Consider the following 25,700-nt stretch of genomic DNA (forward strand, 5'->3'; position numbering starts at 1 on the left):
CCCGATCCCGGCACGCCCGCTCACAGCGCCACCGTCGGATCGAACGCAATCCGCACCGCACCGAGCCGACCCGCGCACAACGCGTGCTCCAACGCCTCCCGCCAGCGGGTCAGCGGATACGTCGCCGCGACCACCCCGTCCAACGGGGCGCCGGCGGCCAACGCGAACGCCCGGGCCAGCACCGAAGGCGCCGCGCCGCGCCGCGCCGCCCCCACCAACTCCAACCCCCGCGCCCACAGCGGCGTCAGATCCACCCGGCCCGTGGGCACACCCGAAAGCACCACCCGCCCCCCCGCCCGGGTCGTGCGCAGCGCCGTGGACAACGACGACGCCCGCCCCGCCGCGTCGAACGCGACATCCACCCCGCCGAGCAGGAACGCCCCACCCGCCCGCGGCGACACCCGCATCGCATGCGTGGCCCGACGCACCCCGGCGACCGCCCCGTCCGGGTCGAACACCACGTCCGCCCCGAACCGGCGCGCCAGCTCCGCCTGGCGGGGATACTTCGCCACCNCCGCCNCCTGCCCCGCCTCGGTATGGGCCCGCAACGCAAGCACCGTGCACAACCCGGCCGCCCCCGCCCCGACGACGAGGACCCGCTGCCCGGCGCCGACCCGCGCCCGGTCCACGGCATGCACCGCGGCGGCCAGCGGGTCGACGAGCACCGCCCGGGCATCCGGCAACGTCGCGGGCACCGGGCACAGCTGCCCACGGTGGGCGAGCATCACCCGGCTCCACCCACCGCCGCCCACCCCCCGCGCCCACCCGCCGTCACCGGCTCTGCCGTCACCGACTCTGCCGTCACCGGTCCCGGGACCGCTGCCCGGCGCCGGATCGACAACGACCCGGTCCCCGGCCGCCAGCACCCGCCCGTCGTCCAACGTCACCGACTCCTGCACCTCGGCGACGACCTCCTGACCCGGCACGAACGGCAGACCCACCATCGCCGTCAGATAGGCCGACACCCGACCCGTCACCAACGCCAGATCCGACCCGCTGATCCCCGCCAGCCGCGGCCGCACCGTCACCCACCCCGGACCCGGCACCACCGGATCACCATGCTCGACATAGCGCAGCGGCGCCGCCACCCCGGCCAGCCCCGACCNCCCCGACGGCCCCGCCCCGACCAGCCGCGACGCCGCCTGCCGCGACACCGACGCATACAGCTCCAACCCGCGGGTCACCGCCCACCCCCCGACACCACGACCCCCGCCGGCCCCGTGCCCGGGCCTGGCCTTGAGCTCAAGGCCGCCGCCCCCGCCCGCGCCGCCGCGGCCCGCAGGCCACGCTCCCGACGGTCCCCGACGACCAGACGCGGCTCCCCGGCCGCCGACGCCCACTCCTCGATCGGCCACCCCGCCCCCCGCGCCACCTGATGCAACGCGAGATCCGGGTTCACCGCCACCGGGTTACCGACCGCCCGCAGCAACGGCAGATCCGACTGGCTGTCCGCATACGCCCACGACACCCCCAGATCCGCCCCCAACACCCGCGCATGATGATCAATGAACGCCGCCCGCGCATCCCCGACCAGCGGCGAGGACTCCAACCGGCCGGTCAGCAGACCATCCGCACCCACCTCCAGCCGCGCGGCGACCACATCGTCGAACAACGGCGCGAACGGCCGCGTCAACACCTCCACCGCCCCGGTCAGCAGCACCGTGCGATGCCCCGCCGCCCGATGCTCACGCACCCGACGGATCCCCGCCGGTTTCACCCGCCGCAGCAGAATGTCCCCGGCGACCTCCACCACCAGCCGTTCCAACTCCGCCGGATCCACCCCCGCGTAGCGCGCGTACACCGACCGCATCAGATGCCCCCGGTCACGACGCTCCGCACGCACATACCGCGGCAACNCCACCGCCAGCGACGCAAGCTCCCGCACCCGCCGCGGCGCCGAGGCGTCCGCCAACCGCATCCACAGATACGACTCGATCACCGTCGCCGACGCCACCGCCCCATCCAGGTCGAACACCGCCAGCACCCCGTCACCGGCGGCCAGATGCCCCGACAGCCGCCGCGGCGGCGCGGGATCACGCGGCCGGCGCAGCACCGCCGTCACCGCCGGGCAGTGCACGTCCTGCAGATAGTGCCGCCAGTCGAAACACGCCGGATCAAACCCGAACTCCGCCTGATCGGCCGGATCCATCGCCGCGTGCAACGCACCCGTGGCGTCGTCGACATAGACCAGCTCCGCCTTCGTGTACGCCCGGTACACATCCGAGTAGCGGCGCAGAAACCCCACCCGGCTCTCCGCCCGCTCCAGCTCCCCGGCAAACCGGCGCACCCGATCCGAGGGCGGGGCATGCTCCAACGCCCGGCCCGCCAACCCCACCAGCCGCTCCGAGCGACGCAGCTTCGCCTCCACCGCCGCCGCCCCCGCGAACGGCCACTCCGGCACCGCGAACGTCCCCCGACCGCGCCGCGGCAACGGATCGGCCTGGAAATAGTCCCGCACATAGGCGTACAGATCCCGAAACAGCAACGGATTACGAAAACCCGAACACACCGTGTAATAGGCCGGGGTGTCCGCCGGCGGCACCACCGCCGCCGCCGCCAGGATCGCGTTGACAACCAGATCCACCGGGATGATGTCCACCACCGCGTCCGGGGAGGCGGGGAAGTCCGGCAGCTCACCGCGGCCATAGGCCAGGATCAGCGGCTCGGCCATCTTGAACCCCTCGATCCACCCCGGGAACGGCCGGCGCAGCGCACTCTCGATGATCGAGGGACGGACGACCGTCAACGGCAGATCCCCGTGATGATCCTCCAGATACCGCTCACCCAACGCCTTGGTGAACGTGTACGCATCCGTCCACCCCAGCACCTGCGCCCGCTCACCCCCGGCCGTCACCATCCGCCGCGCCACCCACGCCCGGCGCAGCCGCTCCGCCTCCGCCGACACCGTCTGCGCCCCGGCGGCGGCGAACCGCCGCGACGCCTGCGCCCGAAACCGCGCCGAACACTCCGGCGCCCGCGAGGCGTCCTCGGTCTGCTGGCGCACCCGCGACGCCGCATCCCACTCGACCCGCCAGTCCACGTCATGGGCCAGCGGCCCCTCGGCGATGTGCCCCGAACGCANCCCCGCCACATACGCCGTCGACACATGCACCAGATGAGGCCTGGCCCCCCCGGCCGCAAGCGCCCGCAGCAGCTCCGCCACCCCACCGACGTTCGTGGTGAACGCCTCGTCGACCGGCGGGTCGAACGACACCTCCCCGGCACAGTGGATGACCACGTCGAGGTCGGCGGGCAGATCCGGCATCGACGCCAGANCCCCCTCGATCNCCNCCNCCCGCTCGGCGAGCAGCNCCNCCNCCCCCGCCGCACCCAACCCCTCCCGCAACCCGCGAAACGCCGGCTTCCGCATCATCCGCGCCAGCCGCGCCGCCCCGCTGTGACTGCCCCGCGGCCGCACCAGCGCCACCACCGCCGTGTCGGGGAAGTCCGACAGCAACCGTTCCAGCAGCGCCTCCCCGACGANCCCGGTCNCCCCGGTCACCAGGACCCGCCTGCCCGCGAGCCGCTCACGCAGCCCCACCCTGACCTCCGCTGCCGTCACCTGCACCGCCACCTGCTCGTCCGGTGAGCATCCGCTGCACCGCTGCGCCGCCTGGGCCCTGCTCGTCCGGGTGGGCACCCGCCCACCCGAAGCTCACCCGGAGGGCAACAGTAGGCGACGATCCGCCCCCGCGACGTCAACCGGCGCACCGCCTGCGTGTGCCCACGCCGAGGTACGCAGGGAAACCTACCGTCACCAGGGCAGCGCCATGACGGGCAGCCCCNCCNCCCNCCCGCCGAGATGACCCTGCGCGTCACTGCGACAGCCGGACGAACACGCCCGCTCAATCGGCAACCGGACGAACACGCCGGCTGAGGCCGTCCACGGCCTCAGCCACCCGCGGCCTCGGCCAGCGCCCGCACCAGCCGCGTGCACGAACCGGTCAGCCCCCACCGTTCGGCGAGCGCCCCCACCGCCGCCGGATCGACCGGCGCCGCCGGCAGCAGATCAGCGAAGGCACCCACCGGCACGTCCCGCACCACCGCCACCACCCCCACCGCGGCACGCACATAGTCCCGGGCGCCCCGCAACCGACGCCGCGCCCCGGCCGGCAGACCCGCGCCGCCGTCGGCGTCAACCGCGGCGAGCACCGCCGCGAGCGACCCGAACCGGGTCAGCAGCGCCGCGGCGGTCTTCGCCCCGATCCCCGCCACCCCCGGCAACCCGTCACTGGGATCACCGCGCAGCACCGCGAAATCGGCATAGGCCCGCCCCGGAACGCCGTAGCGTGCCGTCACCGCCGCCTCGTCCACCACCGCGAACTTCTCCACCGCGTACCGCACCCGCACCCCGGCCGCGTCGTCGACGAGCTGGAACAGGTCCCGGTCACCGGTCAGAATGTCCACCTCCCCCCGGTGACGGGTCGCCAGCGTCGCGATCACGTCGTCAGCCTCGAACCCGGCGGCCTCCGCCCGGGCGATCCCGAACGCGTCGAGGACCTCGTCGATGATCGGGAGCTGGGCGAGCAGGTCGCCGNCCNCCCGCTCGNCCTGCCCGCCCCCGCCGGCCTCGCCGGCCCCGACGTCGGCGACCCGGTGCGCCTTGTAGGACGCCAGCAGCGCCACCCGGAACGCCGGCCGCCAGTCGGCGTCGAAACACGCCACGACCCGCTTCGGGCGCACCTCGCCGATCTGCCGGGCCAGCACGTCGAGCAGTCCCCGCACCGCGTTCACCGGCGTGCCGTCGGGAGCCCGCACCGAACGCGGCACCCCGAAAAACGACCGGAAGTACAGCGACGGGGTGTCGACAAGCATCAGCCGACCGTCCGCCCCCGCCCGCTCACCCACAAACACCGTCCCACCCTCCCCGCACACAGCCGGTACCCATCCCAGCGGCTATCCCCACGGGACCAGACCACGGACCAGAAACATCCACATCATCCCCCGTCCTCCTGCATACGCTCCGAACGTGCTGGAAGATCTCGACCGTCAAATCGTGCAGATGCTGTGCCGAGATGGGCGTATGAGCTTCACCGACCTCGGCCGAGCCACCGGCCTGTCGGTCTCCGCCGTCCATCAGCGCGTCCGACGCCTGGAACAGCGTGGAGTGATCACCTCCTACACGGCGCTCGTCGACCCCGCCCAGGTCGGCCTGCCCCTGACCGCCTTCATCTCGATCACACCGATCGACCCGAGCCAACCCGACGACGCCGCCGACCGGCTCGCCCACATCGTCGAGATCGAGGCCTGCCACAGCGTCGCCGGCGACGAGAGCTACCTGCTCAAGGTGCGAGTCGCCACCCCCGGCGACCTCGAGACGCTGCTGCAGCAGATCCGCGCCGCCGCGAACGTCTCCACCCGCACCATGGTCGTGCTCTCCACCCCCTACGAAGGACGCCCCCCCGCCCTGTGAACACCCGCCGGACCAACCCCCGCCCCGGACCGCCCCCGGACCGGAGCGCCGCTCACCGCACCAGGGCACGGCCACCGCCCGGATCGAACAGATGGATCCGCGTCACGTCCAGGGCGGCAGACTCACCACCGTGACCGACGACGCCCCCCGACCCGCCCGCACCATCCTGTACCGGGGCGGGCGCATCCACACCCCGGCCGACCCGTTCGCCACCGCGATGCTCACCGACGGCGACACCATCGCCTGGGTCGGCTGCGACGCCGCCGCCACCCATCTCGACGCCGACACCGTCATCGACCTCGACGACGCCCTGATCACCCCCGCCTTCGTCGACGCCCACGTCCACACCACCGCCACCGGCCTGGCCCTGTCCGGCCTCGACCTCACCGGCACCCCCACCCGCGCCGCCGCCCTGTGCGCCCTCACCGCACACGCCCACCGCCACCCCACCACCACCCTGTTCGCCACCGGCTGGGACGAGACCACCTGGACCGACGACCCACGCCCACCCACCGCCACCGACCTCGACCGCGCCGCTGGCGGCGCGGTCGTCTACCTCGCCCGCGTCGACGGCCACAGCGCGGTGATCTCCTCCGCGCTCGCCGCCGCATCCGGCGCCCCCCACCACCCCGGCTGGCACCCCGACGGCACCGTCACCGGCCACGCCCACCACCTCGCCCGCCGGACCGCCGACGCCACCCTGACCCCCACCGGGCGCCGCGACGCCTGGAACACCACCCGCACCCGCGCCGCCGCCCTCGGCATCGTCGCCCTGCACGAGATGGCCGGACCCGACATCTCCTCCGCCGACGACCTCGCCGGCCTGCTCGCCCACGCCCGCGCCGTCCCCGGACCCGACATCGTCGGCTACTGGGCCGGGGACATCGCCACCGCCGTCGAACTCGGCACCGCCTGGGGCGGCGACGCCTTCGTCGACGGCTCCCTCGGCTCCCACACCGCCGCCCTGCACACCCCCTACGCCGACATCCCCCACATCCGCGCCACCACCCACCTCGACGCCGACACCATCCGCGACGCCGTCCTCGACTGCGCCGACGCCGGCCTACAGGCCGGCTTCCACGCCATCGGCGACGCCGCCATCACCACCGTGCTGGACGGCCTCGAAGCCGCCGCCACCACCCTCGGCCACAACCAGATCACCGCCGCCCGCCACCGCCTCGAACACGCCGAAATGACCACCCCCGACCACCTGCCCCGCATCGCCGCCCTCGGCCTCGTCGCCAGCGTCCAACCCGCCTTCGACGCCCGCTGGGGCGGCGAGAACGGCATGTACGCCACCCGCCTGGGCCCCACCCGTGCCGCCGCCATGAACCCCTTCGCCGCCATGAACCGCGCCGGCATCCCCCTGGCGTTCTCCTCCGACGCCCCCGTCACCCCCCTGGACCCCTGGGGCGCCATACGCGCCGCCGTCACCCNCCACNCCCCCNCCGCCCGCCTCTCCGCCCGCGCCGCGTTCACCGCCGCGACCCGAGGCGGCTGGCGCGCCGCCCGCGCCGACACCGACGGCCACGGCACCCTCGCCCCCGGCGCCCCCGCCACCTACGCCGTCTGGGCCGTGCCCGGCGAACTCGTCGCCCAGGTCCCCGACGACCGCATCGCCGCCTGGTCCNCCGACCCCCGCGGCGCCGTCGCCGCCCTGCCCGACCTGTCCGCGCCCGCCCCGACCTGCCTACGCACCGTCCTGCGCGGCCGCATCCTGCACGACACCCTCACCTGAACACCGGCCCCGCCCGACCTGCCCACGCACCGTCCTGCGCGGCCGCGTCCCCCTCGGCTTCGAGTCAGCTTCGAGCGTCAGGGCCGCCACACGCCCGCCGACCAGGACCGGCGTGCTCAGCACGACCCGTGTGACCGAAACTGGTCCAGTGACCCCACCGCCCGCCCGCCCGCCCCACCAAGCGGCCGGTGACACGGCCCCCATCCCACCAGCCGTCCCCGAACCGCGCGTGAACGGCGAACCACCCGTGAACGGCGAACCAGGCATGGGCCCGCGGCCAGACCCGGCGGACCCGCAACCCACCCTGAGATCCACCTTGAGATCCACCCTGATCCGCCACACCCGACGCCCACTCGCCGCGCTCCTCGGCGGCGCCCTGCTCTACCTCGCCACCCCACCGGTCGGCTGCTGGCCCCTGGCCCCCGTCGCGGTCACCCTGCTCACCCTCGCCGTCCGCAACCGGCGTCTGCGCGCCTCCTACGGCCTGGGACTGCTGTTCTCCCTCGCCTTCTGCATCCCCCTCCTGCGCTTCGTCTCCTTCGTCGGCGCAGACGGATGGCTCGTGCTCTCCCTCGCCGAAGCCGCCATCCTCGCCCTCGTCGCCCCCGCCACCACCCTCGTCTGGCGGCTACCCGGCGCCTGGCTGTGGACCGCCGCCGTCTGGGTCGCCCAGGAAGCGCTGCGCAGCCGAGCGCCCTTCGGCGGCTTCCCCTGGGGACGACTCGCCTTCACCCAGCCCGACAGCCCCTTCNCCGCCCTGGCCGCCCTCGGCGGCGCCCCCGCCGTCACCGCCGCCGTCGCCGCCACCGGCGCCCTGACCGCCCTCACCATCGTCAGGATCACCACCCCCGCCCGCGGCACACCCACCCCCCGCACCCTCCCAACAGCCGCCACGGCCCGCCGCCTCGCCGCCCCCATCCTCGGCACTGCCGCCCTCACCCTCACCGGCCTGCTCGTACCCCTGCCCACCGCCCCCGAGCACGGCACCCTCACCGTCGCCGCCATCCAGGGAAACGTCCCCGCCGACGGCGGCTACCGCGCCCTCGGCCGCGCCTTCCAGGTCACCGCCAACCACGTCACCGTCACCAGGCACCTCGCCACCGACGTCACCACCGGAACACACCCACAACCCGACCTCGTCCTGTGGCCGGAGAACTCCTCCGACCTCGNCCCCCTCNCCANCCCCGCCGTCGCCACCGCCCTGCGCGCCGCCGCCCGCACCGCCGGCGCCCCCCTCCTCGTCGGCGCCGTCCTGGGCGGCCCCGGACCAGGCCACCTCCGCAACGCCGGCATGATCTGGACCGCTGACGGCTTCACCGGCCAGATGTACGTCAAACGCCACCCCGTCCCCTTCGCCGAATACCTCCCCGGCCGCGCCCTACTCGAAAAACTCATCCACCGCTTCGCCGACGAGATGCCCAGCGACTTCCTCGCCGGCACCACCCCCGGCGCGCTCCACGCCGCCGGCACCACCATCGGAGACATCATCTGCTTCGAAGTCGCCTACGACGGCCTCGTCCGCGACACCGTCAACCACGGCGCCGATATCCTCGTCATCCAGACAAACAACGCATCCTTCGGTCGCAAAGGTGAAAGCCAACAGCAACTCGCCATGTCACGTCTGCGCGCAGTCGAACACGGCCGGGCCACCGTCCAGGTCTCCACCAGCGGTGAAAGCGCCCTCATCACTCCCGACGGCACCCTGCTCGCCAAAACCGGCCTCTACGAAGCAGGCATCCTCACCGCCGCGCTACCCCGACGCACCACCCGCACCCTCGCCGACCAGGCCGGGATCCTCCCGGAGGCGGTTCTCATCGCCCTCGGCCTGACCGCCATGATGGCAGGGGTGATCCACGCCCGGCGAACCCGTCCCACGGCCCGGACCGTGACACCGCCAACACCGACATGACCGCCAACACCGACATGACCGCCACCCCGTAGCCGGCACACCACCAAACCCCATGACCCCGCGAAACGACACCGACAGCGCCACCCACCGTGACGCCACCCGGGCAGACACCACCGCGGACATGGTCCCTGACCAGGAGAGGAAGCGCGTGGATCCCAACCGCGTTGTCGTCTGCGTCCCGACCTACAACGAACGGGACAACCTACCGGACACCGCCCGCCGCCTGCGGACGGCCAACCCGACGGTCGACCTGCTCGTCATCGACGACGCCAGCCCCGACGGCACCGGGAAGATCGCCGACGAACTCGCCGCCTCCGACGACCACATCCACGTCCTGCACCGCGAAGGCAAATCCGGCCTCGGCACCGCCTACGTCGCCGGGTTCTCCTGGGCACTACACCACGGCTACACCGTCATCGTCGAAATGGACGCCGACGGCTCCCACCAACCCGAGCAGCTACCCCGCCTGCTCGCCGCCCTCGACCACGCCGACCTCGTCATCGGATCCCGCTGGATACCCGGGGGAGAGGTCCGCAACTGGCCGCGGCGCCGCTTCCTGCTCTCCCGCGGCGCCAACCTCTACGTCCGCGCCGCCCTCGGCATACCCCTACGCGACGCCACCGCCGGCTTCCGCGCCTACCGCGCCGACGTCCTCCGCGACCGCGACCTGCACCGCGTCACCTCCCAGGGCTACTGCTTCCAGGTCGACCTCGCCTGGCAGGCCTGGCGCCGCGGCTTCCGCGTCCGCGAAGTCCCCATCACCTTCGTCGAACGCGAACGCGGCACCTCCAAGATGAGCAACGCCGTCGTCGCCGAAGCCCTCTGGCGCGTCGCCTGGTGGGCCGCCACCACCCGACGCCACCGCCCCACCCCGAAGACAACCACCGACACCACACCCCACGAGCCCCTCCACACCCCCCAGGACCGCAACGTCACCCAGGACCGCAACGTCACCCAGGACCGCAACGTCACCTCCGGCCACGCCTGAATCCGACGCCCACCGGCCGAACCGGCCCCCCACCACCGCCCAACACCCGACCGCCCAACACCCGACCGCCCAACACCCGACCCGAGGCCGCACGCAACCAGTCGGCACAACACGATGCGACACCCGGCCGGACCCGACGCGGCCACCACGGCCGCCCGGGCACGGCTCAACCCGCCCCGTGCCCGGCAGCCCACCCCACGAACACGACACAACGAACCGACCGCGGACACGGCGAAAGGTCGGACACGGCAACCACCCCGCGCCCGACCCCTACCGCACAACCACCCAAACGATCAGGCCGATCAGGCTGAACGCCTGTCCGTACCGGCACCCCGCAGAACGGCCAACCGCTCCGCCAGGACCTCTTCAAGGTCATCCGTCGTCCGACGCTCCATCAGCATGTCCCAGTGCGTACGCGGCGGCTTCGCCTTCTTCGGCTCAGGCCGCTCACCATCGACGATGACCGACGCCCCACCACAAACCCTGCACTCCCACACCGACGGCACCTCGGCCTCAGCCGCGAAGGGCATGGTGAACTGGTGGCCGTTCGGACAGTCGTAGGACGCGGACTGCCGTGGGGCAAGCTCGGTGCTGCGGTCAGTCTCGTAGGACACAGCACCGAGACGGCTTCCCCGCAGGATGCGCTCGCCCATATAACTCCTCCGAGCGTCGAGACGTGTGCAACTACCCCTCGATAACGTTCCAGCCAGCCCAGGCGTTCCCACCGACGAAGGACCACCAACACAACCATGAACACCCAACGCTCCCACTCCACCACAAAATACCGCACCGCCCACTCCCGAACCCTGCACACCACCACCCTCGGCATCACCCGCGCCACCATCGGCATCCTCGCCCTCAGCCGCCCCGTCGACATCATCCGCCTCACCGGCGTCGACCGCGTCACAGCCGGCAGACTCGCCTGGCTCGCCCGACTCGCCGGCATCCGCGACCTCGCCCTCGGCACCGGCCTCCTCCACGCCCTGATCNCCCGCCGCGACACCACCACCTGGCTGTGGACCGGAATGATCGCCGACGCCGCGGACGTTGCCGTCCTTGCAACCGCCACCNCCCGCGGCGAACTCCCNCCCATGATCGGCACCGCCATGACCACCGCCGCCCTCGGCGGCGTCACCGCCGCCGTCCCCCTCGCCCTGCCCCGACACCACCCGAACACCGACCCACCACCGACCATCGACACCGGGGGAGAGCACCACCACCCCGCCCCACCCACTCCCACCCGCAGAAAGGCAGCCACGACACCATGACCGACCCCCACGACACCACCGGACCCGACAAAATCGTCAAGACCGACGAGCAGTGGCGCGCCGAACTCGACCCCGAGCGCTACGCCATCCTCCGCCGCGCCGCCACCGAACCCCCCTTCACCGGCGCCTACACCTACAGCAAAGAAAACGGCACCTACCGCTGCGGCGGCTGCGGCGCCGCCCTGTTCACCTCCGACACCAAATACGACTCCGGCTCCGGCTGGCCCAGCTTCACCCAACCTGCCGTCGCCGACGCCCTCGAACTCGTCGAAGACCACTCCCACGGCATGATCCGCACCGAAGTCCGCTGCGCCCGCTGCGGCGGACACCTCGGCCATGTCTTCGACGACGGACCCGGCCCCACCGGCCAGCGCTACTGCATGAACAGCCTCGCCCTCGACCTCGACCCCCACTGAAGCCGCCTCCAGGTAAACCGTTTCCCCCGCAGCCCGGGCTGCCAGGCACAGGGAAGCAGGGCCCACACCTCGGCGGGTTCACGCCGGGCCCTCCCCCACCCACCAAAAACGCCGATAATGAGCATTATGTCAAGTAGAGCTGGTCGCAGGGCCTCCCCTCCTCGGCCCCGGGCCGCTCAGCCGCAGTTGATTCACCGGCCCGGCTGAACGTGACACACCTCGACCGGTGGCGTCCCCGGCCAGCGATGTCCCCCATCCGGATGCCGCCGGTCAAACCCGGCCGTCACCGGCCATACGAGGCTTCCATGCCTACCAATGATCAACTTGGCTTGATCTGCCTTTACTCCCCCGGTGCTGGTTGGTGTTTTTGTTTTTGATCATGGCATGTGAGATGTCGTCAACACTGTTGATTATCTTGAAGTGAATGTGGGGGACCTGGGCACGGTCCGCGGTCCCCCAGCGGACCGTCACCGCCCATGCCTTGAACAGCTCGGCAGCCGCGCCCTGGATGACGGCGTTACGGGCGAACCTGCCCCGGGCCGCCTCCGGGACGGCGACGTTCGCCGCCGCGTCGGGATCGTCGGGCGGGTCGGCAGCGGATGCTGCGGCGACCTGGCGCTCCGAGCTACGAGCTGCTGATCGACGAGGCCGCGGTCCGGCGACCGTCCGCGCCGCCGCCGGTGATGCGCGAGCAGCTCGCGCATCTGGCGGCTCGGGCCGACGAGGAGAACGTCACGGTGCGGGTGCTGCCGATCGAGGCGGTGGTCCGCGACTACCAGACGTTGCCGGGAGCGCTGTCGCTCTACACCTATCCCGATCCGGGCGACCCGGTGGTGGCGGCGATCGAGTCCATCACCACCGACGTCATCGTGACGGATTCCGCGCAGGTCGCACGGTACGCCGAGCGGTACGACCTGCTGGCCGAGGTGGCGCTGTCCCCCGGCGACAGCGTCGAGTTCATCAGCCAGGCCGCGACGAAGCTGCCTGACCGTTAGGAAGCGACCACCATGAACAGTGCCGTGAGCACCCCCGCCTTCGCCTCCCTCGTCACCGCCTGGCGCAAGTCCAGCCGCAGCGAGCCGACCGCCAACTGTGTTCAGGTGGCCGCGGCCGGGGCTGGCGCGGCCCGCCGGATAGGCGTCCGCGACTCCAAATTCCCGTCAGGCCCTGATTTGTGGTTCACCCCGGCCGTCTGGGCGGCCTTCGTCGACCAGACCAGGCGGCAGCCCGGCGCGCAGATCCGGGACGGCGGCGTCATCACCGGGCACATTCCGGCCGAGCAGGTCCCAGCGGACTTCCACAGGGACGACAAGGTCTTCGAGCCGGGACGGCCGGCGATCACGATGCGCGGTACCGCCGGTTTGGATGGCCCGGTCCTCTACTTCACCGAGGTCGAGTGGGAGGCCTTCGTCGCCGGCGTGACGGCCGGCGAGTTCGACGACCTGCCCGGCGGCCTGGCGGAGGAGCCAGGGCGCCCCAGCCGGTAGCGTCACCGACGTCCCAGCCGTCAGGGGCCGCAGCCATTCAGAGGGCTGCGGCCCCTGACGCGTTCTCGCGTCCTTTCGCCCCGCCGCGCGGCGCCGAAACCCGTTGGGGCTTGTCACATTCGGTCCGAACTCGGATACTGCCCTCACGATGTGCGTTGCTGCACTGTGCAGAGCTGTGCGCAGTGATACGCACTGGCAGTCCGGGGAGGCCTGGCGTAAGCGGGCGTCACCGTCGTGGCAGAGGCCGCGTTCCAGGACCGGCTCTGGACCCCCATCTGGAACCGCTCACCGCCCACGCCGACGTGCGAATCATCCGCTGCACCGTCGACGCCGCCGTCGCCCACCAGCGGATCACCACCCGCGCCGGGCTCGATCCCCACCGCACTGCCCACGGCGACCGCGACCTCCTCGACGACATCGCCGCCGGCCGCCACTCTCTGGATGGCTTCGTCGACATCAGCCTGGACCTCCCGCGGCTCCCCGTCGACACCAGCGACGGCTACCGCCCCGGTCTCGACACCATCGCGGCGTTCCTCACCGAGTCCGTCCCGTGAGCGCTGAGCCGTCGGACGGGTCTGGCAGGCCGTGTCGACTCAGCCCGCGGCAGCTGCCGTCTCGGTGGCGCGCAGGTAGCTGTACACCGTCTCGCGGCTGACGCCGAACTCGCGGGCCAGATCGGACTTCTGCTCGCCGGCGGCGGCGCGCGCGACCAGATCCCGGGCCTGGCCCGGGGTCAGGGCGGGCTTGCGGCCGGTGTAGGCGCCGCGCTGCTTCGCGGCGGCGATGCCCTCGCGCCGGCGTTCGAGGATCAGTGCGCGCTCGAACTCGGCGAACGCGCCCATGACGGACAGCAGCAGGGTCGCCATCGGCGAGTCCTCGCCGATGAAGGTCAGGCCCTCCTTGACGAACTCGACCCGCACGCCCTTGGCCGTGAGGGTCCGCACGATGCGGCGCAGATCGTCAAGGTTGCGGGCGAGGCGGTCCATCGAGTGCACGAGCACGGTGTCGCCCTCGCGGACAAACGCGAGCATCTCGTCGAGCTTCGGCCGATCGGCATCCTTCCCGGACGCCTTGTCCGTGAACAGCNGCGGACAAACGCGAGCATCTCGTCGAGCTTCGGCCGATCGGCATCCTTCCCGGACGCCTTGTCCGTGAACAGCCGCTCGGCCTCGACCCCGTCTAGGCGAGCGGCACGCGCGTCGCGGACCGCGCCGACCACCAGACCCAGCGGGGTGCCAGCAACGCCTCGATCCCGGCGAGCACCCGCGCGGCCTGGCCGGCCCCGGCCAGGGGAACCGCGAGCCGCACCACGCCCGGCGCCACCGCACCGCCCGCCCCACGCGGGCCGTCCCTACCCTTCAGACCCTCCGGGCTGTCCGCACCCTCCCGACCGTCCGTGTCCTCCCGACCGGTGCCACCGCTCACCGTGGGCGCGGACGCGGCCCGGGGCCGGTAGGCCACCCCGAGGCCGGCTCCGCCCAGCGGGACCAGGGCGAGCAGATCCCGGCGGACGAACCCGTCGGCCCGCAGCCGGGCGAGCAGGCCCGACTCCGGGTAGGACGGGGATGCCGACGTCACTGGTCGATTCTCACCGGCGGGTCCGACAGTTCGCGCCCCTCCGGGACGGTGCTCACGGCTGTCGGGCCAGTACTCACGGTCGCGGTGCCAGGGTCCACGGCACCCCCGGCGGCCAGTGGCAGCCCGGTGACGCGACGCGCCCGAAGAGCTAGAAAGCCGAAATGCCCACGTTGGAAACGTTGAGCGGCAAGAATCCGACGACGGGAGATCGGAACCTTCGCGGGAAGAGGCGGTTTCATGGCAGGACGGGACAGCGAGTACGAACGCCCCATCCTGCTCAGCTGCGGCGGCTGCGACGTGCGCTGGACGGCGCTGACCGCGGCGCACTGCCCGTCCTGCCACGAGACCTTCGCCGGCACCACCACCGGCTTCGACGCGCATCGGGTGAAGGGGGCCTGTCTTTCCCCGGAACGGGCCGGGTTACGCCGCGACCGCGGATACTGGCTCAGCGGAGACGAACAGCCGCCCGGCCGCATCCTGCGGGTCTCCGACCGGCAAGGCGGTTCGGCCGGCCCCGCGGGCGCCCGCGGTGGCGCCGGAGGCGGGGCCCGAGGTGGCGCCGGCACGGTACGGATGGCCGGCTGACCGAGCCCTCCCCCTTGTGTTCCCCGGCTGCGGTCCCGCAGCACCCGGACGCCGTCGCAGACCGCTCTCCCCCGTCCAGGGACGCTTCCGTTGGGGTAAAGGGGCCCGGCAGTGAAGATTCGACCGAGATGGCACGCTTAAAGCCCATGCCGGTTTTTTCCGGCCAAGCTATGACGTTCGACGTCGTTTCTCAACGCCCCGCGCCGGCGTCCACTCGGCGGGCGGCGATCCGTTTGGCGGTGGGCCACCGCACGTCGTGCGCCCAGCCGAGCTTCTCGAACAGGCGGATGAGTGCGGCGCTGGGATCGATCTGGCCGGGCAGGACGCCGTGGCGGGCGCTGGTGGGGNCGGNGNGGNGCAGGTTGTGCCACGACTCCCCCAGCGAGGGNATGGCCAGCCACCACACGTTGCTGGAGCGGTCCCGGGCCGCGAACGGTCGGGTGCCGATCGTGTGGCAGATCGAGTTGATGGAGAAGGTGACGTGGTGCAGCAGCGCGATACGGACCAGCGCTCCCCAGAACAACGCGGTCGCGGCCCCGGCCCAGGACATGCTCCACAGGCCGCCGACCAGCGGCGGCAGCAGCACCGAGGCGGCGACGAGCCAGGGGAAGCGGGCCGAGATCGCCGCGATGTCCCGATCGGCGAGCAGATCCGGGCAGAACGTCTCCGGCGCGGTCCGTTCCGGGTGGAAAAGCCATCCGACATGGGCGTGCAGGAACCCTTTCGCCAGGCCCCTGCCATGATGACCGAAACGCCACGGTGAATGCGGATCAGCTGCCTGGTCGGAGTATTTGTGATGCCGCCGGTGGGCCGCGACCCAGTCGGTCACCCCCATTTCGATGGCGAGGCTCCCGGCGACGGCGAGGATTATCCGCAGCGGCCGACCGGTCCGGAAGGAACCATGCGTGAACAGCCGGTGGTAGCCCACGGTGACACCGAATCCGGTGATCAGGTACATGACGGCACCGATGACCAGGTCGTGCCAGCCCAGCCCCCACCCCCAGGCCAGCGGGACCGCGGCGAGCAGGGCAAGCAGGGGCACGACGATGAAGAACGCGAGCAGAACCTGCTCGCCGAGGGTCTTCGACTGGTCCGCCACGTCGGGACGGGTCGACCGCCTCGGCCCGGTGGCCCTGGCCGGGAGCGGCGGCCCCGACGGCAGGGTCGGGTCGGGGCGGGACCGGCCCGGCGGACACCCGTCGTAGTCACCGGGCCGGGATGCTGCGACGCGCGCCGCGGCAGAACCGAGGGTGCCCGATCCGAGGGTGCCCGATCCGAGGGTGGTCGTGGGGATGGATTTGGCCGTACCGGACGTGGTAGCCGTACCGGACGTGGTGACGGTAGATTTTATGATAACGGAATCGGTGCTGCCGGATACAGCGGCAGAGGCGGCGATGGCCGACTGCAGTTCGGATTCACGGGACACGTGTTTCCCTCCGTGTCTGGGGGATTGTCAGTGCTACCTGTGGTCGGTTTTCCGGATCGGGGCGTTGGTGCTACCCGCCAGAACCGGGTTGGGTGTACCCCCGCATCGAGGCGCGGAAAGCGGACTTCACGAACACCGTCCGTCCCGGGTAGCAGAGCGTCACGGGCCGCCCACCCGAGAGCCGTGGGCGGCGTTCGTCAGGCACGATCGAACGACCATGACACTCACCGACCACCTTCCCCCGACTTCCGGCACCGGCCATGACGGCGAACGGGCCGCCCACCCGAAGGACCCCCACCCGAAGGACCCCGACTCGAAGAACCCGGACCTGACCGGCCCCGACGACGGGCCCGGCGGCGGGCCCGATCCCGACGCACTCTATGACGCGTTCACCAGGTGGGTCGCAGAGCAGGGGCTGGAGCTGTACCCGGCGCAGTCCGAGGCGCTGATCGAGATCGTCTCGGGGTCGAACGTGATCCTGGCGACGCCGACCGGGTCGGGCAAGAGCCTGGTCGCGGCGGGGGCGCACTTCGCGGCGCTGGCGGCGCGGCGGCGTACCTTCTACACCGCGCCGATCAAGGCGCTGGTGTCGGAGAAGTTCTTCGCGTTGTGCGCGATGTTCGGCGCGGCGCAGGTCGGGATGATGACCGGGGACGCCAGCGTGAACGACACGGCGCCGATCATCTGCTGCACGGCGGAGGTACTGGCGAACATCGCGCTGCGCGACGGGGTCGCCGCCGACGTCGGTCAGGTCGTCATGGACGAGTTCCACTACTACGCCGACCCCGACCGCGGCTGGGCCTGGCAGGTGCCGCTGCTGGAACTGCCGCACACCCAGTTCATCCTGATGTCGGCGACGCTCGGTGACGTGTCGCTGTTCGAGGCGGACCTGACGCGGCGCACCGGGCGCGAGACCACGGTGGTGCGCTCCGCGCAGCGTCCGGTGCCGCTGTTCTACCGGTTCGTCACCACGCCGATGCACGAGACGATCGGTGAGCTGCTGGAGACCCACCAGGCTCCCGTCTACGTCGTGCACTTCACCCAGGCGCAGGCGTTGGAACGGGCGCAGGCGCTGATGAGCGTGAACGTGTCGACCCGGGCGGAGAAGGACGCGATCGCGAGGACGATCGGGAACTTCCGGTTCACCGCCGGGTTCGGCAAGGTGCTGTCCCGGCTGGTCCGCCACGGCATCGGGGTGCATCACGCCGGAATGCTGCCGAAGTACCGCCGGCTGGTGGAGCAGCTCGCCCAGGCGGGGCTACTGAAAGTCATCTGCGGCACGGACACCCTGGGGGTGGGGATCAATGTGCCGATCCGCACGGTGGTGTTCACCTCCCTGTCGAAGTACGACGGGAGCAGGGTGCGGCTGCTGTCGGCACGGGAGTTCCATCAGATCGCCGGGCGGGCCGGGCGGGCCGGCTACGACCCGGTCGGCAACGTCGTCGTGCAGGCCCCCGAGCATGTGATCGAAAACGAACGCGCGTTGGCGAAGGCCGGGGACGATCCGAAGAAGCGGCGCAAGGTGGTCCGCAAGAAGCCCCCCGAGGGCAGCGTCGGGTACGGCCTGGCGACGTTCGAACGGCTCATCGCGGCCGAACCCGAGCCGTTGACCTCCCAGTTCACCGTGAACCACGCGATGCTGCTCAACGTGATCAACCGGCCGGGGGACGCGTTCGCGTCGATGCGCCACCTGCTCACCGACAACCATTCGGATCGCGCCACTCAGCGCCGGCTGATCCACCGGGCGATCGCGATCTACCGGGCGCTGCTGGCGGCCGGGGTGGTGGAGCGCCTCGACACCCCCGACGAGCTTGGCCGCGGCGTGCGGGTGACGGTGGACCTGCAGCTCGACTTCGCGCTCAATCAGCCGCTGTCCCCGTTCGCGCTGGCCGCGCTGGAGCTGCTCGACCCGGCCTCCCCCTCCTATGCGCTGGATGTGCTTTCGGTGCTGGAGGCGACCCTGGACAATCCCCGGCAGGTGCTGCACGCCCAGCTGTCGAAGGCGAAGGGGGAGGCGGTCGCGGCGATGAAGGCCGAGGGCGTCGACTACGACCGGCGGATGGAGCTGCTGGAGGAGGTCAGCTATCCCCAGCCGCTGGCGGAGCTGCTGGGCGCGGCGTTCGGCCTGTACCGGCGGGGGCATCCCTGGGTCGACGACTACGAGCTGGCGCCGAAGTCGGTGGCGCGGGAGCTCTACGAGCGGGCGATGACGTTCGCCGAGTACGTGGCGTTCTACGGGCTGGCCCGCTCCGAGGGGCTGCTGCTGCGCTACCTGGCCGACGCCTACAAGGCGCTGCGCCAGACGGTGCCCGAGGACGCCCGCACCGAGGAGGTCGTCGACCTGACCGAGTGGCTGGGGGAACTGGTCCGCCAGACCGACTCCAGCCTCCTCGACGAGTGGGAGCGGCTGAGCAACCCGGCCGGGGACGGCGCGGGCGCCACGGCGGGCACCACGGCGAGCGGTGGTGGCGTCGACGAGCGGCCACCGGCGGTCACGGGCAACATCCGGGCATTTCGGGNGTTGGTGCGCAACGCGCTGTTCCGCCGGGTCGAGCTTGCCGCGCTGCGCCGCTACGACACGCTCGGCGAGCTCGACGGCGGGTATGACGGCGGGTTCGACGCCGACGGGTGGCGGGCGGCGTTGGAGCCGTACTTCGCCGAGCATGGCGAGATCGGCACCGGTCCGGACGCGCGGGGGCCGGGTCTGCTCATCCTCGACGAGAAGCCGGGGACGCCGGGGACGTGGACGGCGCGACAGATCTTCGACGACCCGGCCGGGGACCATGACTGGGGCTTCAGCGCGGAGATCGACCTGACCGCCTCGGACGAGGCGGGGGNCGCGGNGGTCCGGGTCACCGCCGTCGACCGATTCTGACGCCCGTAAAGGAACACGAAATCCGCCCCCACTAGGGTATTTGGTAAGGATCGTCCAATTACCAAGGGGCTGATTGCGGTGACGAGCGCGGACCGACACGACCCAGAGGTCGGGCAGTGGTGGAAGAGCCTTGCGGAGGAACGCAGCCCGGTCGACCTCAGGACCGACCAGCCGCACGCGGCCCGGATGTACGACTACTTCCTGGGTGGCAAGGACAACTTCCCCGTTGATCGGGAGGCGGCCGAGCAGGCACGGGCCGCCTTCCCGGGCGCCAGCATCGCCGCGGTGGAGAACCGGGCGTTCCTGCGCCGGGCGACCCGGTTCCTGGCCACCGAGGTCGGGATCCGCCAGTTCCTCGACATCGGCACCGGCATCCCCACGTCCCCGAACCTGCACGAGATCGCCCAGGGCATCGCCCCCGACGCCCGGATCGTCTACACCGACAACGACCCGATCGTGCTCGCCCACGCCCGGGCCCTGCTCGCCAGCACTCCCGAGGGCCGCACCGCCTACCTCGACGCGGATCTGCGCGACCCGGAGCGCATTCTGGCCGCCCCGGAACTGCGCGACACCCTCGACCTGACTCAGCCGGTCGCCCTGTCCATGATCGCGATCTTCCATTTCATCCCCGACGCGGATGACCCCTACGGCATCCTCGGCCGGCTGCTGGCGGCCCTGCCGTCGGGCAGTTATCTGGCGCTCACCCACGCCACCGCCGACGTCAACCCCGGCATGGAGCAGCTCTTCATCACGTACCGCTCCCGGGGCATCCCCGGGCAGCAGCGCACCCGGGCCGAAGTGGAACGGTTCTTCGCCGACCTGGAGCTCATCGATCCCGGGGTGGAGATGGTCCATCGGTGGCGGCCGGAGGAGCCCGCCGCCGAGGGCGAGGGGCCGACCGATGCCGAGGTCAGTGTCTACGGCGGCGTCGCCCGCCTCGGGTAGCCATCTCGGGTAACCGCCGGCTCTCACCGGTTGTGCGGCCGCCAGCCGCTGCGGGCCCCGGGCCGGGGGCGGTGCGCTCACGCGGGCGGGTTCACCCGGGTGCGCCGGACGGCTCGAACGGGCCCGCAACGGGCCCGCCCGCACCCGCGCACCCTCCCGGCACCATGCCGAACCGGTCCGGGCGACGACCATGGACGGTATCGTCGGCACCGTGAGTATCGTCGGCACCGTGAGCACCGTACGGGTCTTCCTCCTGGACGATCATGAGATCGTCCGGCGTGGCATCCGCGAGATGCTCTCCGAGAACGGTGACATCGAGGTTGTCGGAGAGGCGTCCACCGCGGCGGAGGCACTGCGCCGGATCCCGGCGACGAGGCCGGACGTGGCCGTGCTCGACGCCCGCCTCGAGGACGGCAACGGTATCGACGTCTGCCGGGATCTGCGCTCGGCGCACCCCGAGATCGGCTGCCTGATCCTCACCTCCTACGACGACGATGACGCCCTGTTCGCCGCCATCATGGCCGGGGCCGCCGGCTACCTGCTCAAGCAGATCAGGGGCACGGACCTGGTCGGCGCCATCCGGACAATCGCCGCGGGCCGTTCCCTGCTCGACCCGGCCGTCACCCAGCGGGTCCTCACCCGGTTGCGGGAGGGCCCGGCCGAGGACCGCAAGCTTGCCACCCTCGGCGAGCGGGAACGCCAGATCCTCGTCCTCATCGCGGAGGGGCTGACCAACCGGCAGATCGCCGGGCGGATCCACCTGTCCGAGAAGACGGTGAAGAACTACGTCTCGGCCATCCTGGAGAAGCTGGAGCTGTCCAGCCGCACCCAGGCCGCCGTGTACGCCACCCGCATCGAGAAGTGACGGCGCCCGGAGACGCGACGGCACCGCGCGGGGATGGTCGCGCCGGACCCGCCGAGCGACGTCAGTCGAGGTGGGCGAGGACCGTCTGCAGGGCCTCGGCGACCGGGACGGCGGTGCGTACCACCGTCGCCGACGGCCAGGGGTCGGCACGGGCCGCCATCGCCCGGTGGATGGCCATCGTCGCCTCCGACGGGTCGGTGCCCGCGGCGGCGCGGCGCCCGATCCGGGCGGCCGCCACCTCCGGTGCCGTCACGCAGTGCAGCTCCACCAGGTCGGCGCAGACGCTTGCGGCGAGCTCGGCGGCGGCCCGGCGGTGACGCGCGCTCGACCAGGATGCGTCCAGCACCACCCGTTCCCCGCGGGCGAGAGCCGCCTCGGCGCGGCGCAGCATCTCGGCGTACGTCGCGTCGGTGATCTCGGGGGCGTAGCGCCCGGTGCCGAACCGCGGGTCGGAGGTCGCGGGGTCGCCGTCCGCGGGGTCGGAGGTCGCGGGGTCGGAGGTCGCGGCCGCGCCGGTACCGGCGTCGCGGCGGGCCCCGGTTCTCGTGGCGGTGCCGCTGGCGTTGCGCAGGGCACTGGCATACCCGCCGGCGGTGGTGTCCGCGGCCGGCCCGCCCTCACGCAGGGGCATCCCGGTCAGCTCCTGGCGGATCACGTCGGAGCGCAGCAGCACCCAGCCGTCACCGACCCCGGCCAGCCGGCCGGCCAGGGTCGTCTTGCCCGTCCCGGGCAGCCCGCCGACCACGACGAGCTGGACCCGGCCAGCCCGCAGATGACGGTGGGCGACGGCCAGCAGCCGGCGGGCCTCCTCGGCCGCGTCGGGATCACCCTGCCCGCCCCGGATACAGGTCACCTTCGCCCGGACGAACGCCCGGTAGGCGACGTAGAGATGCTGCAACGACCGCGGGTGCACCTCGCCGCTGAACTCCCGGTAGGCGTCGAGGAACTCGGCGGCCTCCTCCGGCGCGCCGAGGCGTTCCAGATCCATCGCCAGGAACGCGACGTCGCCGAGGACGTCACCGAAGCGCAGCCGCGGGTCGAACTCGATGCAGTCGAGGATACGGGGTCCGTCGCCGAGGCAGTAGATGTCGTCGGCGAGCAGGTCGCCGTGCCCGTCGCGGATCCACCCGGCGCGCACCCGATCGCCGAGCAGGGTCTCCCGGCCGGCCAGGTAGCGCAGCGCCAGTTCGCCGATCTCGTCGACCACCGCCGCGTCCAGTAGGGTGCCGCGGTAGGGGGAGATGCCTTCCAGGCCCTCCCGCCACAGCCCCTCCAGGGTCGCCCGCTGCCCCGCCACCGCGATCTCCGGTGAGGTCTCGCACCGCTGGTGGAACACCGCCAGCGCCCGGGCGACCGTGCGCAGTGCCGGGCCGACCCGGCTGCGCCGGCGCACGAGGGTGGACAGCCGCCGGCTCGCCGGCATCCGCCGCATCACGACCAGGTGGTCGATCACCTCACCGGTGTCGTCGAGGAGATCGGCGACACCCAGGTAGACGTCGGGGGCCAGCCGGCGGTTGAGCGCGACCTCCGACCGGCAGACCGACTCCCGGGTGCGGCGGTCGGTGAAGTCGAGGAAGCCCAGGTTCACCGGCTTCTTGCGCTTGTACACGCGATCGGCGGCCAGGTGCAGCGTGGCGCTGTGCGTCTCGTAGGTCTCGAACGTCTCCAGCTCGGACAGGTACAGGGCGCGCAGCCGGGGCTGGGCCGGGGTTGAGGCGGGGGNCGGCGGGNTCGTCGGGGNCAACATCCCTCCGGCCGCGTGATGGTCGTCCGCCCCGGTGGAGGGCGTCGCATCCCGCACGTACTGGATGGTCATGGCCCCTCCAGGGGGTCGCGTGGCAGGTCTGGCGGGTCGGGACACGGCGGTCGACGCTCGTCGCACCGCGTCGGACGGTCGGACGGTCGGACGGTCGGACGGGTGACGCCGGCGGTGTGGACAGATGAACGCCGACGTCCGATGGCTCCGAACATCATCGTCGCCGCCGGCGAGCATCCTCGCGACCGCCAGAGGTTGCCTACCCGGGGGCCCTTCGGACCATTCGTGGTGGACGNCCGNCCCGNCCCGGGCCGCACCCGCCAGCGGGTCACCGGCCCGGTCTAGCCGGCCTGCTCGGAAACCCTGGTCACCGCACCCCCGCCCGGTACCGGCCCGGTCTAGCCGGCCAGCTCGGGAACCCCGGTCACCGCGGCCAGCTCGGCCAGCGTGTCCGCGACGCTGCGGTGATGGATCGCCGTCCAGCCGCGCCGGCGCGCTGCCTCACAGTTCGCGGCGGCGTCGTCGATGAGGACGCAGCCCGGGCCGGGCTGGCCGAACGTGCGTTCGGCGAGGTCGTAGATGGCCGGGTCGGGCTTGCCGATCCCGATCTCATGGGAGTTGATGATTGACTCGAAGACCGACCAGTCGGGCAGCAGCGCGCGGCGCAGCGGCTCCCACTCGGCCACGCTGTTGGTCAGCAGTCCCACCCGCAGGCCGGCGGCGCGGGCGCGCAGCAGCCCGTCGACCATCACCGACTCCAGGGTACGACCGGCATACCAATGGTCCCCGAACCGGGACAGGTCAATGCGCGGCGGGTGGGCTGGCCCGAGGGCGTCCGTGACGAGGATCCCCCAGTCGTGCTGGCTGACCACGCCCCGTTCGAGGGGGCCCAACGTGCGCAGGCCCCACGTCGCCGCCACCTGGTCGAACGCCCGGCGCAGCTCGTGGGCGGGTACGCCCACGGCGGCGACCAGGTCGCGGAACGCCACAGCGATCGACGACGTCAGCACTCCGCCGAAATCGCACCAGATCGCCCACGGCACCACGCCGGCGGCCCGGGGCGCGGCCTCCCCCACGGGCGCGGTCTCCCCCACGGGGGCGGGACGTCCCGCGGGCAGCGGTTCGGTCATGTCGGCTCGTCGGCGAGGTCGTCGGCGTCGTCATCGATCTCGTCGACGCGCTGCCCACTGACCGGGTCGAACAGGTGCAGTCGGCGCGCGGGGACCCGGACCCGTAGCGGGGTGCCGACGGCCGGGACGCCGGCCTGGGCCGGGACGGTCNCCGCCCACCGGGCCGGGCCGACCTCGTCCGGGCCGGCGTCCCACTCGCCGGTCTCCCCCGCCGCGGCGGCCCCGCTCACGCAGTGGACGACGACCACGTCCCCGGTGAACTCGACCACGTCGACCAGCCCCTCCATGACCAGGCCCGCACCGGCCAGGCCGCCCGCTGCCGCGGCCCGATCGGGCCCGGCCTCGATGACGCCGTCCCCCGGCCGCCAGCCGAGCCAGGCCCGGGGCAGCGTCAGCGGTCCGGCCAGCCGCGCGGACAGCCCCGGTGCCGCGAGCGCCCCACCGCCGTTCGTCACCTCGACCAGGTGCAGGTTCATCGCCGGACTGCCGACGAACGCGGCGACGAAGACGTCGGCCGGCCGGCGGTAGACCTGCTCGGGCGTGCCGGCCTGCGCCACCCGTCCGCCGTTCATGACCACCAGATGGGTGCCCATGGACAGCGCCTCGAGCTGATCGTGGGTGACGAGAACGACGGTGTTGCCCAGCTCACGGTGCAGGCGCACGAGTTCGGCCCGGGCCTGCTGGCGTAGCTGGGCGTCGAGCGCGGAGAGGGGCTCGTCGAGCAGGAGCACACTCGGGCGGCGCACGATCGCGCGGGCGAGGCCGACACGCTGGCGCTCACCACCGGAGAGCTGCCCAGGTCGGCGGTGTCGCAGGTCGGCGAGCCCCAGCAGGACGCAGGCCTCGGTGACCCGGCGGGAGATCTCGCCATGGCTCGGGCCCGCCCCGCCCGCCCCCCGGCGCAGAAGTCCGAGGCGGCCGCGGTTGTGCTTCGCCTCGAGCCGCAGGCTGAAGGCGATGTTCTGCTCGACGGTGAGATGTGGGTAGAGCGCGAAGTCCTGGAAGACCATCGAGACCCCGCGCGCGCCCGGTGGCGTCGCCGTGACGTCCACCCCGTTGATCGTCAACCGGCCTTCGTCGGGGGTCTCCAGCCCGGTGATGACCCGCAGCGCGGTCGACTTCCCGCATCCCGACGGCCCGACGATCACCGTGAAGGACCGGTGCGGCAGATGCAGGTCGGCGACGTCGAGCGCGGGCCGCCCGGTGCCGCCGTACCGGCGCATGATCCCACGGAAGTGCACCCCCCCGCTGGGGGCGGGGAGCTCCGGCGGTGGGGCCTCGCCGAGGATCGGTCGGCTGGTCACGGTGGTGTCGGTCATCC

General features: G+C 72.4%; 21 protein-coding genes and 2 pseudogenes. 13 read left to right on the plus strand and 10 right to left on the minus strand.

Annotated elements, in window-relative coordinates; genetic code table 11:
* Nucleotides 1-20: 20 nt before the first annotated feature.
* The 3 genes from ALLO2_RS15795 to ALLO2_RS15805 form a co-directional block, all read right to left on the minus strand.
* Nucleotides 21-1,184, minus strand: a complete 1,164-nt coding sequence (locus tag ALLO2_RS15795) for a zinc-binding dehydrogenase (protein WP_035733036.1) — start codon at nucleotides 1,182-1,184, stop codon at nucleotides 21-23.
* A complete protein-coding gene (locus ALLO2_RS15800) occupies nucleotides 1,181-3,541 on the minus strand; it encodes an HAD-IB family phosphatase (protein WP_035733037.1) in 2,361 nt (786 codons plus the stop codon). The genes ALLO2_RS15795 and ALLO2_RS15800 overlap by 4 nt, the downstream gene beginning before the upstream one ends.
* Nucleotides 3,542-3,891: 350 nt before the next feature.
* Nucleotides 3,892-4,815, minus strand: a complete 924-nt coding sequence (locus ALLO2_RS15805; RefSeq protein ID WP_198031022.1) for a 5'-3' exonuclease — start codon at nucleotides 4,813-4,815, stop codon at nucleotides 3,892-3,894.
* A 157-nt stretch (nucleotides 4,816-4,972) separates the two neighbouring features.
* Between ALLO2_RS15805 and ALLO2_RS15810 the strand changes: the two genes are divergently transcribed.
* From ALLO2_RS15810 to ALLO2_RS15825, 4 genes are all read left to right on the plus strand, one after another.
* Nucleotides 4,973-5,413, plus strand: coding sequence for an Lrp/AsnC family transcriptional regulator (locus tag ALLO2_RS15810; RefSeq protein ID WP_193359376.1), 441 nt, complete (start codon nucleotides 4,973-4,975; stop codon nucleotides 5,411-5,413).
* A 91-nt stretch (nucleotides 5,414-5,504) separates the two neighbouring features.
* Nucleotides 5,505-7,151, plus strand: coding sequence for an amidohydrolase (locus ALLO2_RS15815; protein WP_084588453.1), 1,647 nt, complete (start codon nucleotides 5,505-5,507; stop codon nucleotides 7,149-7,151).
* Between the two features lie 316 nt (nucleotides 7,152-7,467).
* Nucleotides 7,468-9,060: an apolipoprotein N-acyltransferase gene (gene lnt, locus ALLO2_RS15820; RefSeq protein ID WP_232235129.1), complete on the plus strand. Its 1,593-nt coding sequence runs from the start codon at nucleotides 7,468-7,470 to the stop codon at nucleotides 9,058-9,060.
* A 148-nt stretch (nucleotides 9,061-9,208) separates the two neighbouring features.
* Nucleotides 9,209-10,048, plus strand: a complete 840-nt coding sequence (locus ALLO2_RS15825; protein ID WP_232235130.1) for a polyprenol monophosphomannose synthase — start codon at nucleotides 9,209-9,211, stop codon at nucleotides 10,046-10,048.
* A gap of 302 nt (nucleotides 10,049-10,350) precedes the next feature.
* Here ALLO2_RS15825 and ALLO2_RS15830 read toward each other — a convergent pair whose 3' ends face one another.
* A complete protein-coding gene (locus ALLO2_RS15830; protein WP_011436684.1) occupies nucleotides 10,351-10,701 on the minus strand; it encodes an RNA polymerase-binding protein RbpA in 351 nt (116 codons plus the stop codon).
* A gap of 96 nt (nucleotides 10,702-10,797) precedes the next feature.
* Between ALLO2_RS15830 and ALLO2_RS15835 the strand changes: the two genes are divergently transcribed.
* The 5 genes from ALLO2_RS15835 (at nucleotide 10,798) to ALLO2_RS15860 (ending at nucleotide 13,773) form a co-directional block, all read left to right on the plus strand.
* Complete coding sequence (locus ALLO2_RS15835; protein WP_035732999.1) at nucleotides 10,798-11,316, plus strand: hypothetical protein; 519 nt, start codon at nucleotides 10,798-10,800, stop codon at nucleotides 11,314-11,316.
* Nucleotides 11,313-11,732 carry a peptide-methionine (R)-S-oxide reductase MsrB gene (gene msrB / locus ALLO2_RS15840; RefSeq protein WP_011436682.1) on the plus strand — a complete coding sequence of 140 codons (420 nt, stop codon included), beginning with the start codon at nucleotides 11,313-11,315 and terminating at the stop codon, nucleotides 11,730-11,732. Before ALLO2_RS15835 ends, msrB begins: the two co-directional genes overlap by 4 nt.
* A gap of 599 nt (nucleotides 11,733-12,331) precedes the next feature.
* A complete protein-coding gene (locus tag ALLO2_RS15845; RefSeq protein ID WP_011436681.1) occupies nucleotides 12,332-12,727 on the plus strand; it encodes a DUF5753 domain-containing protein in 396 nt (131 codons plus the stop codon).
* Between the two features lie 12 nt (nucleotides 12,728-12,739).
* Entirely contained in the window at nucleotides 12,740-13,219 is a 480-nt protein-coding gene (locus ALLO2_RS28310; protein WP_011436680.1) for a DUF397 domain-containing protein, read from the plus strand.
* Nucleotides 13,220-13,521: 302 nt separating this feature from the next.
* On the plus strand, nucleotides 13,522-13,773 hold the full coding sequence (locus ALLO2_RS15860) for a hypothetical protein (protein ID WP_023841324.1): 252 nt from the start codon (nucleotides 13,522-13,524) through the stop codon (nucleotides 13,771-13,773).
* 39 nt (nucleotides 13,774-13,812) lie between these two features.
* Here the strand turns inward: ALLO2_RS15860 and ALLO2_RS15865 are convergent.
* Together ALLO2_RS15865 and ALLO2_RS15870 are read right to left on the minus strand one after the other, a co-directional pair.
* Nucleotides 13,813-14,304, minus strand: a pseudogene (locus ALLO2_RS15865) (recombinase family protein); the annotation flags it as partial.
* A gap of 94 nt (nucleotides 14,305-14,398) precedes the next feature.
* A complete protein-coding gene (locus ALLO2_RS15870) occupies nucleotides 14,399-14,797 on the minus strand; it encodes a hypothetical protein (protein ID WP_011436677.1) in 399 nt (132 codons plus the stop codon).
* 237 nt (nucleotides 14,798-15,034) lie between these two features.
* Here ALLO2_RS15870 and ALLO2_RS15875 point away from each other — a divergent pair, with 237 nt between their 5' ends.
* Nucleotides 15,035-15,382, plus strand: coding sequence for a hypothetical protein (locus ALLO2_RS15875; RefSeq protein WP_011436676.1), 348 nt, complete (start codon nucleotides 15,035-15,037; stop codon nucleotides 15,380-15,382).
* Between the two features lie 190 nt (nucleotides 15,383-15,572).
* Here ALLO2_RS15875 and ALLO2_RS15880 read toward each other — a convergent pair.
* Nucleotides 15,573-16,481, minus strand: a pseudogene (locus ALLO2_RS15880) (acyl-CoA desaturase).
* 544 nt (nucleotides 16,482-17,025) lie between these two features.
* Here ALLO2_RS15880 and ALLO2_RS15885 point away from each other — a divergent pair.
* The 3 genes from ALLO2_RS15885 to ALLO2_RS15895 all read left to right on the plus strand — a co-directional run bounded on the left by ALLO2_RS15885 (nucleotide 17,026) and on the right by ALLO2_RS15895 (nucleotide 21,493).
* Nucleotides 17,026-19,683: an RNA helicase gene (locus ALLO2_RS15885; protein ID WP_084588454.1), complete on the plus strand. Its 2,658-nt coding sequence runs from the start codon at nucleotides 17,026-17,028 to the stop codon at nucleotides 19,681-19,683.
* A 78-nt stretch (nucleotides 19,684-19,761) separates the two neighbouring features.
* The gene (locus tag ALLO2_RS15890) at nucleotides 19,762-20,628 is read left to right on the plus strand and encodes an SAM-dependent methyltransferase (protein WP_023841321.1); all 867 of its coding nucleotides are present in this window, start codon (nucleotides 19,762-19,764) and stop codon (nucleotides 20,626-20,628) included.
* A 229-nt stretch (nucleotides 20,629-20,857) separates the two neighbouring features.
* Entirely contained in the window at nucleotides 20,858-21,493 is a 636-nt protein-coding gene (locus ALLO2_RS15895) for a response regulator transcription factor (protein ID WP_035733062.1), read from the plus strand.
* A 61-nt stretch (nucleotides 21,494-21,554) separates the two neighbouring features.
* Here ALLO2_RS15895 and ALLO2_RS15900 read toward each other — a convergent pair whose 3' ends face one another.
* The 3 genes from ALLO2_RS15900 to ALLO2_RS15910 form a co-directional block, all read right to left on the minus strand.
* Nucleotides 21,555-23,309: an AAA family ATPase gene (locus ALLO2_RS15900; protein ID WP_035733001.1), complete on the minus strand. Its 1,755-nt coding sequence runs from the start codon at nucleotides 23,307-23,309 to the stop codon at nucleotides 21,555-21,557.
* A gap of 338 nt (nucleotides 23,310-23,647) precedes the next feature.
* The gene (locus ALLO2_RS15905; RefSeq protein ID WP_023841320.1) at nucleotides 23,648-24,379 is read right to left on the minus strand and encodes an HAD-IA family hydrolase; all 732 of its coding nucleotides are present in this window, start codon (nucleotides 24,377-24,379) and stop codon (nucleotides 23,648-23,650) included.
* Nucleotides 24,376-25,698 (minus strand): ABC transporter ATP-binding protein, encoded by a 1,323-nt coding sequence (locus ALLO2_RS15910; RefSeq protein WP_035733002.1) that lies wholly within the window; start codon nucleotides 25,696-25,698, stop codon nucleotides 24,376-24,378. Before ALLO2_RS15910 ends, ALLO2_RS15905 begins: the two co-directional genes overlap by 4 nt.
* Nucleotides 25,699-25,700: the final 2 nt, after the last annotated feature.

This window comes from Frankia sp. Allo2 (assembly GCF_000733325.1).
GTDB classification, from domain to species: domain Bacteria; phylum Actinomycetota; class Actinomycetes; order Frankiales; family Frankiaceae; genus Frankia; species Frankia casuarinae.

Coding starts and splice junctions, on each gene's coding strand:
- ALLO2_RS15830 (WP_011436684.1), bottom strand. CDS start 10,701: ATGGGCGAGCGCATCCTGCGGGGAAGCCGTCTCGGTGCTGTGTCCTAC.
- msrB (WP_011436682.1), top strand. CDS start 11,313: ATGACCGACCCCCACGACACCACCGGACCCGACAAAATCGTCAAGACC.
- ALLO2_RS15845 (WP_011436681.1), top strand. CDS start 12,332: ATGCTGCGGCGACCTGGCGCTCCGAGCTACGAGCTGCTGATCGACGAG.
- ALLO2_RS28310 (WP_011436680.1), top strand. CDS start 12,740: ATGAACAGTGCCGTGAGCACCCCCGCCTTCGCCTCCCTCGTCACCGCC.
- ALLO2_RS15875 (WP_011436676.1), top strand. CDS start 15,035: ATGGCAGGACGGGACAGCGAGTACGAACGCCCCATCCTGCTCAGCTGC.
- ALLO2_RS15905 (WP_023841320.1), bottom strand. CDS start 24,379: ATGACCGAACCGCTGCCCGCGGGACGTCCCGCCCCCGTGGGGGAGACC.